The sequence below is a fragment of the Chthoniobacterales bacterium genome (assembly GCA_035274845.1).
In the GTDB taxonomy this organism is placed as follows: Bacteria; Verrucomicrobiota; Verrucomicrobiia; order Chthoniobacterales; family UBA10450; genus AV80.
In genome coordinates, this window is record DATENU010000015.1 from 272018 (window position 1) to 287999 (window position 15982).

Sequence of the window (15982 nt, forward strand, 5' to 3'; positions counted from 1 at the left end):
GCAGCGACGGCTCCCGAATTACGGCCTGATGGCAGGCCGTCTCCAATGCAGGCCGTCTCCATTTATCCAGCCTTCGAAGCGAAAACGAATTCGGCAATTCGCGACGACGCGTCGAGGCGCACCTGCACGGTTTCGAATTCCGGCCCGCCCGGGCTCCGGGAGTGCGGGTCGAGCGTAACCCGGACGCGGCTACCAGCCGGATGCAACAGCAACTGCGCCACTTCAAATTGATCGGATAACTCGACGCCGGCCACTTTGAACAGGGCCACGAGCCGCATCGTCATCGGCGCCCCGCCGCGCGCGGTCAATTCGATGGAAGCGCTTTCGTTGACCAGCGCGACATCGTTAATCTCGAAGCCATTCCGGGTTTTGATCGAGTCCGCCGGGCGGTGAGTAGGAACTACGCGCATCGTTTTGATACGGCCGCTCGCATCGAGTTCAACCGGGCCGATCTCAAATCCGGCCAGCAGATTTTCGGCGGACGAGGAGCCCGCTCCATGAGCGAGGGACAAAGTCGAAGCGGTCGGCTTTGCCCGAATAGTGCCGATTTGGAAACGAGGCGTGAATTGGACGGAGATGACCTCCATGCCGAGCCCCAGCACCACCGAACTGCCGTTTGATGCCGCCAGCGCGGCAGGCGCTTTTGACAAAGGGACCGGCACAGGCGCCTCGTGAGCTTCATGGACACCAGGGGCGTCCCGAAGAGAGGGAGCGTCGTGAAAAGAAGGAGCTTCCTGGACAGCAGGGGGCTTCTGAACAACGGGAGCCGCCGGGACAGGCTGGAGCGGCGGTGGCGGGACGGAAGTGGGAACCGGGACCACTGGCTTCTCGGCGATCTCTTTGCTGGAGCTTCCCGCAGCGCCATTCTTCTTCGCAGGCTTTTCGCCGTTTTCTTGTCGTGAAGGTGCAGATGGTAGCACCGGTGCCGCGGCGGAAAGGGGACCCTGGGCCAGGGCATCCTGAACCAGAGCCACGAGCGCATCAGACATGAATGGCTTCGCGATCGTCGCGACAACATTCCGATACTTTCGCGCGGTGGCCATCATTTCCGGCACGTGGCCGGACATCATCACAACTGGGATCCGGGCCGTTGCTTCATTTTGCAGAAGCCGCTCGCAAACCTGGTCGCCGCGCAGATCGGGCAGGCTGTAATCAAGCAAGACGAGATCGGGAACCATCACTTCGGCGCGCCTTACGCCTTCGCTTCCCGTGAAAGCCGTGACGATCTGCAACGCGGGGTCCGCCGTGGCGAGTGCGTCCTCCACGAAGAGCAACAGCATCTCGGTATCATCGATAACGACGATCTTCTTCCCGCTCTTCGCCGGCGCCTTCGGTGCGGCGGCGACCGGTTCGATCGTTTCAGCGACCGGTTCCTCCGGCAGGTTGATCGTCTGTTGAAGCACTTCCAAAAAAATGTGCTGCCACGAGCCGTGAATCGTTCGGAGAGAATCGACCAATGATTCGGTTTCGCTGGCTCGCGAATTCTGCCAGCGCATCATTTGATGCAAAGCCCCAGCGCCGCTGAAATTCCCCGTGACGGCATGGGTGATCTGACCATCGAGGAAGTGAATCTCGCCCGTCCGATCTTTTCCGGACCGAAGATGCAAGACCGCGGAGGCCAGATTGAGGCATTGCAACGGAATGAGGTCGCGCGCATTCAAATCTCGCAGGGTCCCGCGCGAATCCCCGGAGGCCGGGTTTGTCCACGGTCCGAGCAGCGCCTGAATCGCGGCGCCGAACTCGATAAGCTCGAAAGGTTTCTCCACAAAATGGATCGCATTCGGTCCATAACGCTGGGAAGCGAGTTCCGGCGGAACCCCGGAGGCGATGGCGAGAAAGCGCGCGTCCGGATTGCTGCTACTGATCCGCTCGAGGAATTCGATCACATCGGCGCGCGGCGGATCGAAATCGACCACGAAAAGCTGCGGCTTGGCTTGCCTGGCGGCGGCCTCCGCTTCGGCCAGTGATTCGACCACCTGGGTGCGATGCCGCGGTGCGAATTTCTTCAGGGCGGACGTAATAGCAGCCGCCAGCGCGTCGTATTCTTCGACAAGAAGAACGCTAGGCGCTGTCCCGGCAGGAGATTCGTGGGAAGCAGGCACGGCGGTAGCGATCAGAAGGGCCGAGAATAGAGGCAGCGTGGAGCATGTCAAAGCAAAGCAGCGCAAGTTGCGTGCCTTTGCCGGCTGGGCTGGTGGCTAACCTACTCGAAACGCAAGGCTTCGATCGGATCGAGGGAAGCGGCCCGATAGGCCGGGTAAAAGCCGAACCCGATGCCGATCGCCGAACAAACAATCAGACCGGCAATTGCCCAGCCGTAAGGGAAGATCAGGTCGGCCTGGAGCCAGGCGGCCAGTAGGTCGCCGCCGATGACGCCCAGGAGGATACCAGCAATGCCGCCCGCTTCGGAAATGAAGACCGCCTCGGTCAGAAATTGACGCAAAATATCGCGGCTCCGGGCCCCGATCGATTTCCGGATGCCGATCTCCTTGGTCCGCTCGGTCACGCTAACGAGCATGATGTTCATGATCCCAATGCCGGCCGCGATAAGCGCGATCAAACTGATTACGAACGCGCCGATCCGGACCACGCCGGCGATCGAGGCGAACGCACTCTTGAGCGAATCATTCGAGTAGATTTCGAAATCGTCCGGCTGATTCGGTTTCAGCCCGCGAGCCAGCCGCATCGCGCCAATCCCGCGGTCGAGCGTGCGATTGTAGCTTTCGGATGAAAACGATTGGGTCGCGATGTTCACGGTCCGCTTGGCCGAGCCAAAATTCTCGAAGAATCGTGTAATTGGAATCGCGCAAATGTCGTCCTGGCTTTGACCAAAGGCGGAGCCCTTCTCTGCCAGCACCCCGATGACCGACATCGGATGGCCGTTAATCTTGATCACTTTCCCGATCGGCGATTCATGAGGAAAGAGATTCTTCTCGATGGTCTTCCCGATCATCACCACGTTGCGCGCCAGGTCGACATCCTCATCAGTCAGATTGCGCCCGTAGGCCAGAGTATAAGAGTTGGCGGCCAGGAAACTCTTGTTGGAGCCAACGACGGTCAGGGCCGGCGGCGTCTTCAATCCGTTGTAGGTGCACTGGCCTTTGAAGTCGAAACACTTGAGACAAACGTCGCGCGCGACTCCTTCCATCAGGGCCTGATACCGGAGAGCCTGCGCGTAGGTGACGTTGCGGCGGTTTTCGTATTTGTTCGCGTTCCGGCCGCCCTGTCCGCCGCTCACGGGATACTTGGCGAACTGGAAAATATTCGAGCCCAGGAAACTGATCCCGCCCTCGATCGAGCTTTGCAGCGCCCCAATTGCCGTCATCACCGAGATGACGGAAAACACCCCGATCGTGATCCCCACCATGGTCAGTCCCGAGCGCAATTTATTTGCGCCTAACGATTGCATCGCCATGGCCAGGATTTCGCGAAATTGCATAATCAGAAATGGAAAAATGGAGTGGGGGAGTAATGGAGTGATGGGATGAAATCCTGCCCATTACTCCAACCCTCCATTACTCCATCACTCCTATTCATACCGAAGCGCGGTGACCGGATCCAGCCGCGAGGCGGACCAGGCGGGGGCGAAGCCCGAGACCAAACCGGTGAAGACGGAGACGAACATCCCGATCAGGACCAGCCCCAGTGAAAATTGAACCGGGAAAGAAGGGAACGCCGCGCCGATCCCGAAACACATCAGGTATGCGAAGGTCAGGCCGATCAGGCCGCCGACCATGCAGATCGACGTGGATTCGATCAGGAACTGGAGCAGGATCGTGCGGCGGCGCGCGCCCAGCGCTTTGCGGGTCCCGATCTCTTTCGTGCGTTCCTTCACGCTCACGAAAGTGATGTTCATAATCCCGATCGCGCCGACGAAAAGGGAAAGACCAGTGATAAACAAACCCGCGATCGCGATCGAATTCTTGACCGGGTCGAGCGTGCTCTTGAACGCCTGCTGTTCGTTGATGTTGAAATCGTCTTTCTTTTCCGGCGCCAGCGCGCGCACTCTCCGCATCAGTCCAGTCAGTTCGCTCTTGGCGTCGGCGAGTTTCAACTTGTCGCGCACTTTGACCCGGATATCGGACTCACTCTTTGCGCTGAAGAATTTCTTAAATGTCGGCAACGGGACGATGACAATCGAGTCCAGGCTGAAGAGGCCAAGGAACGACCCCTGGCGCGAGCCGACGCCGAGAACGCGAAATTGCTGGCCGCTGATCTGGACCTCCTTGCCGATGGGGCTTTCCGACGGGAAGAGCGCGTCCGCCACGTCGTAGCCGAGAAGGCAAACGTTAGCCGCGGTCTTGTTCTCGATCTCGTTGAAAAAACGGCCTTCGTTGAAATCGACTACCGAGATCAGGGGATAATCCGCGGTCGTCCCCTGGACGAAAATGCCGGTCACCTGGTAGTCGCCTCGTTTGACGTTGCGGACGAGATTCGAAGTCGGCACCGCCAGGACGAGATTCGAGTTTGGCGTCGCTGCAATCATGCGGTTTAACGGCTCCGCGTACTCGGTTTTGATCTCGCGCCGATCGCGGTAGTTCCACCAATCGTTCACCCGCGCCCAGGGAAATTGGCTCACGTAGAGCACGTCATCGCCGAAGATCGCCATGCTTTTGTCAAAGCCAGTCTGGATTCCGGTAATGGCGGTCCCCATCAAGGTCACGGCGACGATGCCGATAATCACGCCGAGCGCGGTCAGCATCGAACGCGTCTTATTCGCCTGCATTTGGGCGAACGCAATCTTCCAGCTTTCGCTTAGCTCGTAGATCAGCCGCTTCATTCAGGTGTAGGCGAGCGATTCTTCATTCTCGTGCCGAACCGGCTCGTCGCTCTCGATCAGGCCGTCACGCAGGAACACGGTCCGCCGCGCGTGCCGGGCGATGTCTGGTTCGTGGGTGACGAGGATGATGGTGTTTCCGCTCTGATAAAGGTTTTCGAGCAACTGCATGATTTCTTCGCCCGTCCGGGAATCGAGATTGCCGGTCGGCTCGTCGGCCAGGATGATCGAGGGATCGTTAACCAGGGCCCGGGCGATCGCGACGCGTTGGCGCTGGCCGCCCGACAGTTCGTTAGGCTTGTGATGGATCCGGTCGCCGAGGCCGACATCGCGCAAAGCCTGGGCGGCCTTCTCTTCGCGCGTTTCCGGATCGAGCCCGGCATAGACCAACGGCAGCTCCACGTTCCGGAGGCTGGTGGAGCGGGGGAGCAGATTGAAGGTCTGGAACACGAATCCGATCTCGTGATTTCGGATCGCCGCCAGCTCATCGTCGTTCATGGCCGAAACGTCTTTGCCGTTAAAAAAATATCGGCCGGAGCTCGGGGTATCGAGGCAACCGAGCATGTTCATGAGCGTCGATTTGCCGCTGCCGCTCGGGCCCATGACGGCGATGTACTCGTTGCGCCGGATCTGGAGCGAGACGCCGCGCAGGGCGTGCACCGTTTCTTCACCCATCACGTAAACCTTCGTGATGTTTTCGATATCGATGACGACCGGCTGCATGGCGGCGGGTGAATGGTGAACGGTGGCTAGTGAATCGCTTTTATTCACCAGTCACTGATCACCCATCACTTCTTGGCTTCCTTCTCGATCTCCACTTTCGCGCCATCTTTGAGTTTGCGGCTGATCGCGCTGTAACTGCCGGAGATCACGTCGTCGCCCGGCTGGACGCCGCTTTTGATCTCCATGTAAGTGTCGTCCGCGATGCCGGTCGTGACTTTGACCCAGTGCGCTTTCCCATCCTTGCCCATCGTGAACACCCCTTTGATGACTTTCTCGCGTTCCGCTTTCTCGGTCTGCTTCTCGAGCTTCTGATTGCTGAACTCGGCGGCGTTATCGCCTTGGTCGGCCGCAGTCTGCTTTTGTTTGCGCTTCTCGATTTCCTCCGGGCTTAGATTGCTGTCGCCGGTGCGGATCGTGACGGCTTGCATCGGCACGGCGACGACATCCTTGACCATGTTCGTTTGAATCTCGGCGGTGCAGCTCAGGCCCGGGCGCAATTGCACGTCGTTATCGTCGATGTGGGTTCTGACTTCGAAATTGGTTACTTCTTCCTGCGTGCCGGCGCCGCTTGTCTTTCCGGTATTGGCGATCTGAATAACGGTGCCGTGAAATTTGCGGTCGGGATACGCATCGATGGTTACGATCGCTTTGTCGCCAACCTTGACGTTGACCACGTCGTTCTCGTTCACATCGACGCGCGCTTCCATGCTGGAGAGATCGGCCACCCGCATCACTTCCGTGCCGGCGAACTGGTTCGTCGCCACGACGCGCTCACCCAGCTTGCTGTTGAGCACCGTGACGGTCCCGTTGATGGGGGAATTGATGGTTGTCTTTGAAAGCTGATCGCGCGCCTGGCTCGAACCCGCCTCGGCCCGCTCGATTTCGTGCAGCATGCTTTCGTAGGTCGATGCCGCCACGTCCCGCGCCGCCTGCGCGGATGTGTATTCGGATTCCGAAATCATTTTCTTGGTGAACAAGTCCTGAGCGCGCTTCAGGTCCTGCTCCGCTTTCTGAAGAGTTGCTTTTGCCTGGAGATTGTTCGCCTTCGCGGTACTGATCGCCGCTTGTTGTTGCTCGACCAGCGCCTTGTAGGAATCCGGCTTAATCTTCAGCAGGAGATCGCCTTTTTTGATGGCCATGCCGTCCTCGACCGGCAACTCGATAATCTCACCCGCGACCTCCGGCGAAATTTTGACCTCCACCTCAGGCTGAATTTTTCCATTCGCGGAAACCGTTTGCACAATCGTCTTGCGGACCGCCTTTTCGGTCGTGACCGGAATCGGTTTTTCGCGCTTCCCCAGAAGCGCCGAGACGATAATCCAGAGCAGCAGGAGCCCGATGGAGCCAAAAATAATGTACCGCCTCCGGCGGGAGCGCCGTTTGCGGGGCGTGATGGGAGGAGCGGCAACTTGATGCATTTCAGGTGGGGGAGTTGTGGCGTTCGTGGGGATGGGACTGGTTAGAGCTTTGGAAAGCAATTTTCGTTCACTCCGAAAAGGCGAAGGCAATTACAGTTATTATAGGCCAATTATGGCCGGTATTCACGCTCATCTTCAATCAGATGCAACTGGGAGATTGAATGGATTCAGCCCGATTGCCCATCAAAAAACCTTCCCTCCGGCTGCGAGGCGCCCGCGAATCTGTTCAATCGCCCAATTGGCGTGCTCGGCAATGAGCGGCTCCGGGTCCTCCGCCGCCCTCTCCAGCGCCGGTAAATCGTCTCGATTGCCCACATTTCCCAGGGCCACGCAGACGTTTCGCAGGAATCCGCGCCGCTTGATTCGCTTGATGGGCGACCGGCGAAAGAGCTGCCGAAACCTGGCGTCGTCCAGGGCGAGGTAATCCCGCAGCGGCATGCCGATGGCGGGACCGGCGGCGAAGGCGGCTTCCCGGGAAATCGAGGCGAACCGATTCCAGGGGCAGGCGTCGAGGCAGTCGTCGCAGCCGTAAATCCGATCGCCAATGAGCGGGCGTAATTCCAGGGGGATCGAGCCCTCGAGTTCGATCGTCAGATAGGAGATGCAGCGCCGTGCGTCGAGGCGATGGGGTTCCGTGATTGCGCCGGTTGGACACGCCACGATGCAACGCTGGCAACTTCCGCAGCGCTCCGCCTGCGGCGCGTCCGGGGGGAGCTCGAGCGTGGTCAGAATCTCGCCGAGAAAAAACCAGGTGCCGAGCCTGGGGTCGATCAGCATGGTGCTTTTGCCGTGCCAGCCGAGCCCGGCTTCCGCGGCGTGGTCCCGTTCGAGAATCGGTCCTGTATCGACGTAGCACTTTTGAATGCCTCCAAATTCGGCCAGGAGCTCGCTCAATTGCTCCAGTTTCCGGAGCATCAGCTCGTGGTAATCCTCACCCCATGCATACCGCGCGATCTTTCCCTTTTCGCCAACTGACCCGGGAGCGTCTTTCAGTTCCCCTTGCCAATAATTAAGCGCGACGACAATTACCGAACGAACGCCCGGCAGCACCTGCGCCGGATCGCACCGTTTCTCTTCTCCGCGGCCCAGCCAATCCATCTCGCCCGCCGCTCCCTCGCGCAGCCACGTTCGAAAATCCTCTCCATGCCGGGGCGGGGAAGCCGGCGCGATTTTGCACGAATCAAAACCAAGCGCCCTGGCCCGATCGACGATTTGCTGCTTCAAATCTGAGCCAACCGCCGGTCGGCGCTGGTCCAACGGTGCAAGAATCGACGTCACAGCTTTCCAAAGCTCCTCAGAATTTCGTCCGCCACCTCATCGTGCCCAAGCCGCGACGTGTCCAATCGAACGTCCGCGGCCTGCCGATAGAGCGGCTCACGCGCCCGCAATAGCTCCAGCATCGTGGCTCGTGGGTTTTCCGTTTGCAAGAGCGGTCGCGTGGCCCTCCGGGAAATCCGGCGAAAAAGCGTCTCCTCGTCGGCCTCGAGGCTCACCACCTTTCCGAGCGCGCGCAGCATCTTCACGTTCTCCTGGCGCAACACGATACCGCCGCCGGTCACGATAATGGCGGGCGCCGCCGCCGAAAACTGCCGGAGAATCTCCGTTTCCGTTTCCCGAAACTTCTCTTCCCCAAACCGCGCGAAAATTTCCGAGACCGGCAAACCAAATCGGGCCGAAATCATCTCGTCGGTATCCAGGCGCGAAAGGCCCGTGCGCCTGGCCAGCGTCCGGCCGATGGACGATTTGCCGGCCCCCATAAAGCCGATCAGAACAATAGACTGGCCGCGCGCTGCCATTCGACAATGTAGAGGAGCTCGGCCCGCCATCAAAAAGGCCTTTGCAAGCGGACACGTTCTGGGGAATGGATGAAATCCAATTATGCCTGAGACAAAATCTTCCTCGCTCGTCGCCATCATCATGGGTAGCAAATCGGATTGGGAAACGATGCGCGTTTCCGGGGAAACGCTGGATGAGCTCGGCGTGCCTAACGAATCGCATGTTCTCTCCGCCCATCGCACGCCGGACGCGACCACCGAGCTCGCTCGGGCCGCCGCTGATCGCGGCGTCCGCGTCATCATTGCCGCAGCCGGCGGAGCGGCGCACCTGGCGGGAGTCGTCGCGGCTCACACCTGGCTTCCAGTTCTCGGCGTGCCGATGACTTCCGCGCTCAACGGTTTGGACTCCCTCCTCTCGATTGCCCAAATGCCCGGCGGAATCCCAGTTGGCACTCTCGCGATCGGGAAGGCTGGCGCCAAGAACGCCGCGCTCCTCGCCGCCAGCATCATCGGGCTCACCGACGACAAGGTACGAGAAAAACTTCTCGCCTTTCGGAAAGCCCAGACGGACGCCGTCCTTTCGCAGCGGGTCCCATGACCCAAATCGCTCCTTCGCGCACGCCCCAGGAGCGCGCGGAGGCCGTCGCGACTGCCGCCGGATTGCTCCGCCGCGGCGATATTGTCGCGCTTCCGACCGAAACCGTCTACGGGCTGGCGGCCGACGCGCTCAACGCTGACGCCGTGGCAAAAATTTTCGAAGCCAAAGAGCGCCCGCGCTTCGATCCGCTCATTGTTCATTTACCCGGTCGCGAATGGCTCGACCGAGTCACGACGATCGACTCCAACGCGCGCAGTCTGGTTGAGAGGTTGCTCGACCAATTCTGGCCCGGGCCGTTCACTCTTGTCCTGCCTCGGAACGAGATTGTTCCCGACATCGTCACCGCCGGTCTGCCGACCGTGGCGGTTAGGATCAGTGCGCATCCCGTCTTCTCAGAAATCCTTCAAGGCTTCGCGTCGCCGCTGGCTGCGCCGAGTGCCAACCGGTTTGGCCGGATCAGCCCCACGACCGCGCAACATGTCCTTGATGAACTGGAAGGCCGGATTCCACTGGTCGTGGATGGCGGTCCTACGGCGCATGGACTGGAATCCACCATCGTCGTCCCGCGTGAGGGGCGACTCGAAATTTTGCGGCGCGGTCCGGTTACGGAGGAGCAACTCGCCGCCTTTGGCGAAGTGGTCGTCGCCGAAACCCGCGCGCAGCCCGAAGCGCCCGGGCAACTTCCGAGCCACTACGCGCCGTCTACTCCGCTCGTTTTGGTCGATGATCCTTCGGCCTTCGCTTTGCCCCCGTACAAGAGATGCGGGCTGCTGGCCTGGAGGCCCTTGGATGAATCGAAGGGATTTGTCGAGGTCAGGCAGTTAAGCGCGCGCGAGGACCTGAAGGAAGCCGCCACCAATCTATTTCGTTATCTCCGGGAACTGGATCGTTCGAACCTCGATCTCGTTGTCGCCGAAAAACTCCCCGAAACCGGCTTGGGTGCTGCGATCATGGACCGCTTGAAACGAGCCGGCACCCCGCCAAAGGGCACTTGACGATGTGAAACTCTAACCCTTTCCTTTCCGCTTTTCCCTTTCCCGGCAGGAAGGTTAAACCTTGACCGGGCGACCGGTTTCACCCTAGAAAAAATGACGGTTAGGCCCCCGTCATGGCATCAACGCGAAAAAAGGATCCATCCGCTTCGTGGGTCAAAAGTCGTCTCTGGCTCGCGGCGGGCATAATGGCCGTCGTTACGCCCCGCCTCTCGGCTGAAATCTCACTGGTTAACCGCCTGTCGGACGCGCGCGCTTCTGCACGCAATTTGGCCCAGTTCGATTCCCCACCGCCGCAAATCCAGACGGACTTTTTACCAGCAAGTCTCAGCAACTCCGCCTTCGTGAGCGGGGAGTCCGGTGGAGGGAGTGCAGGGTCCACCAGTAATTCGTCAATGGTGGTAGATAACTCGATGGGAACCTTGCGAGTCTCGGGCGACGGAACGGCGACTGGTGATGCGATCTTAACAGATGGTCGCGCCTTCGCCGGGGCGAAGTTAGTCGTTCTCAACTTTGATGTAACAGACCTCTCGTATGTCTATTCGATAACGGGCCAGCTAACGGCATCGTGTTCTTGCGGCCGGCAGGCGCTGGCCAAGCTCACCAGGGGAGCGACGACAATATTTGACGTGAGGGCAGGCGTCGACAACCCGCCGTCGGTGGCTATCTCCAAAACTGGCACGCTCCCTCCCGGAAATTACACCCTTTCCGTTGAGATAGACACTGAGGCTTTCGGGGGTGTGGGGACAGGCGGCCACGCCAGCAGTAGCGGCAGATTTAACTTTGCTCTCGACCAAGCGCCAACCCCTACCCCCACCCCAACGACGACCGCCACGCCAACGCCCACTCCCGGCGCAGTGACACAGGCGGTCAATCTCTCAACGCGTCTTTTGGTGGGCACAGGCGACAACGTGGGCATCGGCGGCTTTATCATTACTGGCTCTGAACCGAAGCAAGTGTTACTGCGCGGCATCGGTCCTTCGTTGGCAGGCGCGGGTATCGCCAATCCGCTGGCCGATCCCGTCCTGGAATTGCACGGCCCGGATTCCTTCGTCACCGTCACGAACAACAACTGGAGGGAAACGCAGGAGGCAGCGATTAACGCGACGGGCATTGCTCCCCATCACGATCTTGAATCGGCGATTCTCGTTACGCTCGATCCCGGATCGTACACCGCCATCTTGAAAGGAAACGGAGCGACCTCTGGAGTCGCCCTGGTGGAAGTTTACGGCGTGGGAGCGTCCACCTCGAAACTGGCTAACATCAGCACCCGAGCGTTTGTCAGCACAGGCAACGACATCGTGATCGCAGGCTTTATTTTGGGTGGTGGATCGAGCAACCCCAGGATCATTCTCCGCGGGCTTGGACCGAGCCTGGCAGCCTCGGGAATTTCGCCGGTGTTGGCCGATCCAACCTTGGATCTGCGAGATAGTCAGGGAGCGCTCCTCATCTCGAACAATAACTGGCAGGATACTGCGACCGAACCTCCAGTGTTTGGAACAGGCCTCGAGCCGACCCACCTTTTGGAGGCGGCCACCGGAGCGACGCTGCCGCCGGGCGCTTATACCGCCCTGCTCTCCGGCGTGGACGGCGGCACCGGTCTTGGACTGGTTGAAGTTTACGACCTTGGCCGGCAGTAGCTCCAAGACGAGATTTGCTGCGCAGGAGCTCGGCAAACCGCATTTCTTCGACGATTTCGCCGCGGTCAACTGCTCCCACCATTGTGCGCTGGTTAGGCCTCTTCGTGAATTAACTCTGCCTGCGCCTAAGTTCCTTCTTCCTTATCCCCGCTCGGGCTGCTAGCTCCGAGGGCAATGAAGCGGCTCGTCTGGCTCGATGTTTCCAAGGGGCTGGCCATTCTGACCGTTGTTTATTTTCATTTTTTCCGAACCTACTTCGAGCATGGTTCGCTGCCGCCGCCTGACTGGAGCAATTTGTTTTCCTCGATGCGCTCCGCCTTGGGCATCGCCTGGCTCTTCGTCTCCGGGCTTGGGTTCCACGCGGTCGGCGCTTTCATCATCCTCAGTGGCTGGGCCCTGGCCCAAGCAACCGTGCGGAAAGCGGAAGCGGGTCCCATCGGGTGGGGCGGATGGTATCGAGCGCGGCTCCTCCGGCTTTATCCCATGTACTGGGTGGCGCATCTGGTTTACCTTCTCTCACCCTTCGTCGCGCGCTTCGAACGAATCGATGGCCGCATCGTGCTCAGTCTGCTTGGCCTGCGCTTTGTCGATATCAGCATGAACTTTTTCTATCTGAACGCCGCCTGGTGGTACTTCTCCATGCTAATCCAGTTCTATCTGATTTTTCCGTTGCTCTTTGGGGCGGCCAGAAAGCTTGGGCCTTTACTCTTCCTGTTGCTCGCGGGCGCGCTCGGTTTTTTCGTTCGGTACCTGATGCTCTTTCCCTATCCGCAAGATGGGTTGTGGATTCTGGGTGGCTTTGCCATTTGCCGCTTGCCGGAATTTGCTCTTGGCATGGCTTTGGGCTTGTGGTGGGCGCGCTCGGCCGCTCGCGTGGAACGATTTCTCCTCAGCGGGGCCGGTTTGTTGGGCGGTGTGATTCTATATCCTGTCGCGCTCCGCTTGTACCAGAACGGTATCACCTACATCTTTGTTGATTTCGCCACCGGCGCCTGCTGCTTTCTCGTCATGGTGGGCATCGCCGGCCTGCTCGCGCGCTTCGCGTGGCCGGCGAAAATTTTCGCCCTCGTCGGCGCCTTCTCCTACGGCATCTACCTGATCCATCATCCGTATGTCATCTGGCTGGGATTTCGGATCCGCGAACAGCCGATTTGGATGTTCCTTCTTATTTCCGTGGCCACAATGGCGGTGATCGCCGCTTGGGGCATCGCCTTGGAAAAAGCCACCAACGCGTTTCTTACCAAATTCATCACCCGGCGCAAGCCAGCGGCCGCCTGAGTCGACCGAGTCAGTACGGTCCGGGCCAGCCAAATCGCAAGGGCGGTCAACTCTTGCAATCTGAGCCCCGCCAGCCAAATGCCATCTTGGGTTCGGTTTTCAAAGAACAGGCTGGCACCCTTGGCCGAGTCAGGCAAGATGCTACCCTCCGAAATAGGTTCCAATGGTAGACCGGCGCGAGTTTTTAGTCAGGAGTAGCCTCGCTGCGGCCGGGGCGCTGATTTCTCGCCGCGTCTTTGCGGAAGGCGCGGGCGAACATTGGCCTCCCTATCGGGGCAATTTCGTAATTGATGGGCAGGGCGGGAGCGCCGTCTTCTATTTGAAGGACGACGATCCCGCGCTCGCAGCGGAGTTGCAGGCGGTCCGCGATTCCGGCCTCACCGGATTGATTGTGAGTCCGGCGCCTCAAGGTCGTTTCTGGCTGAATGATGCGGCGTTCGAGCGCAGCAAGGAAACGTTGCGACAGTGGAAAGCGCGCGTCGAAGCGCACCCCGACACCTTCCTCCACGTGCAGAAGGCAGAGGACCTCGCGCGCGCGCGCGACGAACACCGCCTCGGGATTATCTTTACCTTTCAGGGAACGGAACCGCTGGGCGAGGAGGCCGATCGCATTCCGATGTTTCGGGAAATGGGACTCCGTGTAATGCAGTTGACTCACAACCGGCGCAATCTGGTCGGGGACGGCTGCATGGAGCCGGGCAACGCGGGCCTGAGCAAATTCGGGCACCAGGTGGTGGAACGCCTGAATGCGGAAAAGCTGGTGATCGATCTCTCGCATGGATCGCAGCGCACCACCTTGGAAGCGATCCGCGCCTCGAAGACGCCGGTGCTGATCGGTCATGCCGGGTGCCGGTCGCTTTCGGATTTGCCGCGCAACGTGGCCGACGCCGAACTGCGGGCGCTGGCTGATAACGGGGGCGTGGTCGGAATTATATTCTGGCCCTATCTCCGGGTGGATACGCAACCGATGTCGATCGATGTCATTCGCCACCTCGAACACGCCATCAAAGTTTGCGGCGAGGATCATGTCGGGATCGGGACCGACAGCGATCTGGCTCCGGTAAAGCGAACGCCGGAGTGGGAACGCGAGAATCGCGAATGGGTCAAGGGCGCGAAAGAGGAGGGGACCTTCACCGCCGGCCGGCCTGACGACCTCTATACCTTCATTCCCGACCTCAACGCCGCCAATCGCTTCGAGTTGCTGGCAGCGCGCCTCTCAGCCCGCGGCCATTCTGACACGCGGATCGCAAAGATCCTGGGAGGAAATTTCGCTCGGGTGATGCGCGAAGTTTGGGGGAGTTAAGAAGCGCCGCCGTTAGAGTCGAGGCTTCGACGGCGCGGCCGCGTAAAAAACATCACTATGAGAAGAAGGATCGCGGCGGGAAGCTGGTAGGACGGGACGAGGAGAAAGACCAGCCCGCTCATCGAGCCGGGGTTGAGGAAAATAAGGTCCCCATACAGGAAGATCGCGCACGCGGTGGCCAAAGCGCAAACGACGAGGGTGGCGATGGCTCGGCCCCGGCTGCTGTTGGCCAGAAGACAGGCGCCGCCAAAGACCACATAAGGGCTCAGCGCCAACAGGCCAAATTCACCGACCAACGCCACGAACCCGGCTGTCTGCACCAGGGCGCTGCCGCTAACGAACACCCCCAGGCCGAGCGTTGCCAGGCTGGACACAGTGGTTTTCTGGAAGGTCATCGGTCGTTTACCGTGCCTTGGAGCGTACCTCGTTAGCCCTTTTCATCGACAACGGCCTCGATCCGGTAGCCGTCGGGATCGAAAGCGAAAGCGGCGAAATAGTTCGGGCCATGTTCGGGATGAAAGCCCACACCTCCATTATCCCGTCCTCCGTGGGCCAGCGCCGCCTGGTGGAAAGCGGCCGCCGCCTCTTGAGATGGCGCTCGGAAGGCCACATGGAAGCCGTCGCTCGGCGCAATAACCCCGTCCTGACGAAGGCGGATGGCAAATTCATCCTCGCCCCCGGGTCGCCCGTAGCCGATGGCCGATTCCTTGCGGCCAGCGCCGCTCTCTTGAGTGAAGACACGGAAGTAGCCAAGCGGAGCGAGCGCGGCGTCATAAAACGCGGCGGAACGCGTGAGATCAGCAACCGCGAAAGAAAGATGGTGCAGCATGAGCAGCGAACGAAGTGGACCCAAATCAGCGACGCCTGCCGGGGGCGGGCACTCAATAAGATTCTTCGTGAATAATTTTCTGCGGCTTTGTCATGCAGCTGTGAGCTTTCGCCGTATAGAATGGTTAGGCATTATTTCGTGAGGTGCAGGGGAACGAAATCGAAGCGAAGTGCCCTGCGTCCGCCCTGACATTTCAGCATAAGAGAATCTTCCTTGATCGTCCCGGCGCAGTCCTCGCGTGATTCAAAACCAATAATGGTGAAGCGAATGCTGGCTCCCTTTGCTGTAAAGTGACCGCCTGACGGTGCCCCCGGCCCGCGGTGGAACCATTGGACGACCTGTTCCGGCGTTTCACTGGCCGCGACGGAGAGCGCTGTTCCGTCGGAATAAAAGCGGAGGTACAACGTGTATTCACCCGCGTCGCCTTTACGCCGGTAGATTCCATCGTAACGCAAGGACGCCCCGCTCGCGCTGGCAGCGCAGACAAGCCACGCGCCGAGTATGACCGCGGTGAGAAGATTCCTACAATGTCGCATCGGGTGAAGGCACCTAAGTGCGTCCTTAAGAACGCAAATTTTCACATCTATCACCATCCGAATGGCGCTGAAGGGGCGTGATTGCATCATCGTATCGTCGTAGCAAATCGCGC

Annotated in this window: 15 protein-coding genes; 5 read left to right on the forward strand and 10 right to left on the reverse strand. The window is 59.7% G+C overall.

All coding sequences use genetic code 11. The features are described 5' to 3' along the window. Positions 1-62: 62 nt before the first annotated feature. The 7 genes from VJU77_10840 to VJU77_10870 all read right to left on the reverse strand — a co-directional run bounded on the left by VJU77_10840 (position 63) and on the right by VJU77_10870 (position 8714). Positions 63-2102 carry a response regulator gene (locus VJU77_10840; protein ID HKP03839.1) on the reverse strand — a complete coding sequence of 680 codons (2040 nt, stop codon included), beginning with the start codon at positions 2100-2102 and terminating at the stop codon, positions 63-65. Between the two features lie 101 nt (positions 2103-2203). Then, positions 2204-3439: an ABC transporter permease gene (locus VJU77_10845; protein HKP03840.1), complete on the reverse strand. Its 1236-nt coding sequence runs from the start codon at positions 3437-3439 to the stop codon at positions 2204-2206. A gap of 90 nt (positions 3440-3529) precedes the next feature. Continuing rightward, positions 3530-4780, reverse strand: a complete 1251-nt coding sequence (locus tag VJU77_10850; protein HKP03841.1) for an ABC transporter permease — start codon at positions 4778-4780, stop codon at positions 3530-3532. Further along, on the reverse strand, positions 4781-5500 hold the full coding sequence (locus tag VJU77_10855) for an ABC transporter ATP-binding protein (protein ID HKP03842.1): 720 nt from the start codon (positions 5498-5500) through the stop codon (positions 4781-4783). Between the two features lie 65 nt (positions 5501-5565). Continuing rightward, positions 5566-6918 carry an efflux RND transporter periplasmic adaptor subunit gene (locus tag VJU77_10860; GenBank protein ID HKP03843.1) on the reverse strand — a complete coding sequence of 451 codons (1353 nt, stop codon included), beginning with the start codon at positions 6916-6918 and terminating at the stop codon, positions 5566-5568. Between the two features lie 183 nt (positions 6919-7101). Beyond that, the gene (gene queG / locus VJU77_10865; protein ID HKP03844.1) at positions 7102-8142 is read right to left on the reverse strand and encodes a tRNA epoxyqueuosine(34) reductase QueG; all 1041 of its coding nucleotides are present in this window, start codon (positions 8140-8142) and stop codon (positions 7102-7104) included. A 50-nt stretch (positions 8143-8192) separates the two neighbouring features. Further along, a complete protein-coding gene (locus VJU77_10870) occupies positions 8193-8714 on the reverse strand; it encodes a shikimate kinase (protein ID HKP03845.1) in 522 nt (173 codons plus the stop codon). 82 nt (positions 8715-8796) lie between these two features. Here VJU77_10870 and purE point away from each other — a divergent pair, with 82 nt between their 5' ends. The 5 genes from purE (at position 8797) to VJU77_10895 (ending at position 14504) form a co-directional block, all read left to right on the forward strand. Then, entirely contained in the window at positions 8797-9291 is a 495-nt protein-coding gene (gene purE / locus VJU77_10875; protein ID HKP03846.1) for a 5-(carboxyamino)imidazole ribonucleotide mutase, read from the forward strand. After that, positions 9288-10286 (forward strand): L-threonylcarbamoyladenylate synthase, encoded by a 999-nt coding sequence (locus tag VJU77_10880; GenBank protein ID HKP03847.1) that lies wholly within the window; start codon positions 9288-9290, stop codon positions 10284-10286. Before purE ends, VJU77_10880 begins: the two co-directional genes overlap by 4 nt. A 410-nt stretch (positions 10287-10696) precedes the next feature. Then, positions 10697-11923: a hypothetical protein gene (locus tag VJU77_10885; protein ID HKP03848.1), complete on the forward strand. Its 1227-nt coding sequence runs from the start codon at positions 10697-10699 to the stop codon at positions 11921-11923. Between the two features lie 174 nt (positions 11924-12097). Next, positions 12098-13201, forward strand: coding sequence for an acyltransferase (locus tag VJU77_10890; protein ID HKP03849.1), 1104 nt, complete (start codon positions 12098-12100; stop codon positions 13199-13201). A 163-nt stretch (positions 13202-13364) separates the two neighbouring features. Beyond that, positions 13365-14504, forward strand: coding sequence for a membrane dipeptidase (locus VJU77_10895; protein HKP03850.1), 1140 nt, complete (start codon positions 13365-13367; stop codon positions 14502-14504). Here the strand turns inward: VJU77_10895 and VJU77_10900 are convergent. The 3 genes from VJU77_10900 to VJU77_10910 form a co-directional block, all read right to left on the reverse strand. Beyond that, a complete protein-coding gene (locus VJU77_10900; GenBank protein ID HKP03851.1) occupies positions 14501-14899 on the reverse strand; it encodes a hypothetical protein in 399 nt (132 codons plus the stop codon). The genes VJU77_10895 and VJU77_10900 overlap by 4 nt on opposite strands. A 32-nt stretch (positions 14900-14931) precedes the next feature. Next, the gene (locus VJU77_10905) at positions 14932-15333 is read right to left on the reverse strand and encodes a VOC family protein (protein HKP03852.1); all 402 of its coding nucleotides are present in this window, start codon (positions 15331-15333) and stop codon (positions 14932-14934) included. Positions 15334-15464: 131 nt separating this feature from the next. Then, positions 15465-15869, reverse strand: a complete 405-nt coding sequence (locus VJU77_10910; GenBank protein HKP03853.1) for a hypothetical protein — start codon at positions 15867-15869, stop codon at positions 15465-15467. Positions 15870-15982 lie beyond the last annotated feature (113 nt).

Excerpts from the sequence above, each read along its gene's own strand:
- VJU77_10845 (HKP03840.1), bottom strand. The coding sequence starts at position 3,439 with ATGCAATTTCGCGAAATCCTGGCCATGGCGATGCAATCGTTAGGCGCA.
- VJU77_10850 (HKP03841.1), bottom strand. The coding sequence starts at position 4,780 with ATGAAGCGGCTGATCTACGAGCTAAGCGAAAGCTGGAAGATTGCGTTC.
- VJU77_10855 (HKP03842.1), bottom strand. The coding sequence starts at position 5,500 with ATGCAGCCGGTCGTCATCGATATCGAAAACATCACGAAGGTTTACGTG.
- VJU77_10860 (HKP03843.1), bottom strand. The coding sequence starts at position 6,918 with ATGCATCAAGTTGCCGCTCCTCCCATCACGCCCCGCAAACGGCGCTCC.
- VJU77_10870 (HKP03845.1), bottom strand. The coding sequence starts at position 8,714 with ATGGCAGCGCGCGGCCAGTCTATTGTTCTGATCGGCTTTATGGGGGCC.
- purE (HKP03846.1), top strand. The coding sequence starts at position 8,797 with ATGCCTGAGACAAAATCTTCCTCGCTCGTCGCCATCATCATGGGTAGC.
- VJU77_10880 (HKP03847.1), top strand. The coding sequence starts at position 9,288 with ATGACCCAAATCGCTCCTTCGCGCACGCCCCAGGAGCGCGCGGAGGCC.
- VJU77_10885 (HKP03848.1), top strand. The coding sequence starts at position 10,697 with ATGGGAACCTTGCGAGTCTCGGGCGACGGAACGGCGACTGGTGATGCG.
- VJU77_10890 (HKP03849.1), top strand. The coding sequence starts at position 12,098 with ATGAAGCGGCTCGTCTGGCTCGATGTTTCCAAGGGGCTGGCCATTCTG.
- VJU77_10895 (HKP03850.1), top strand. The coding sequence starts at position 13,365 with ATGGTAGACCGGCGCGAGTTTTTAGTCAGGAGTAGCCTCGCTGCGGCC.
- VJU77_10900 (HKP03851.1), bottom strand. The coding sequence starts at position 14,899 with ATGACCTTCCAGAAAACCACTGTGTCCAGCCTGGCAACGCTCGGCCTG.
- VJU77_10905 (HKP03852.1), bottom strand. The coding sequence starts at position 15,333 with ATGCTGCACCATCTTTCTTTCGCGGTTGCTGATCTCACGCGTTCCGCC.
- VJU77_10910 (HKP03853.1), bottom strand. The coding sequence starts at position 15,869 with ATGCGACATTGTAGGAATCTTCTCACCGCGGTCATACTCGGCGCGTGG.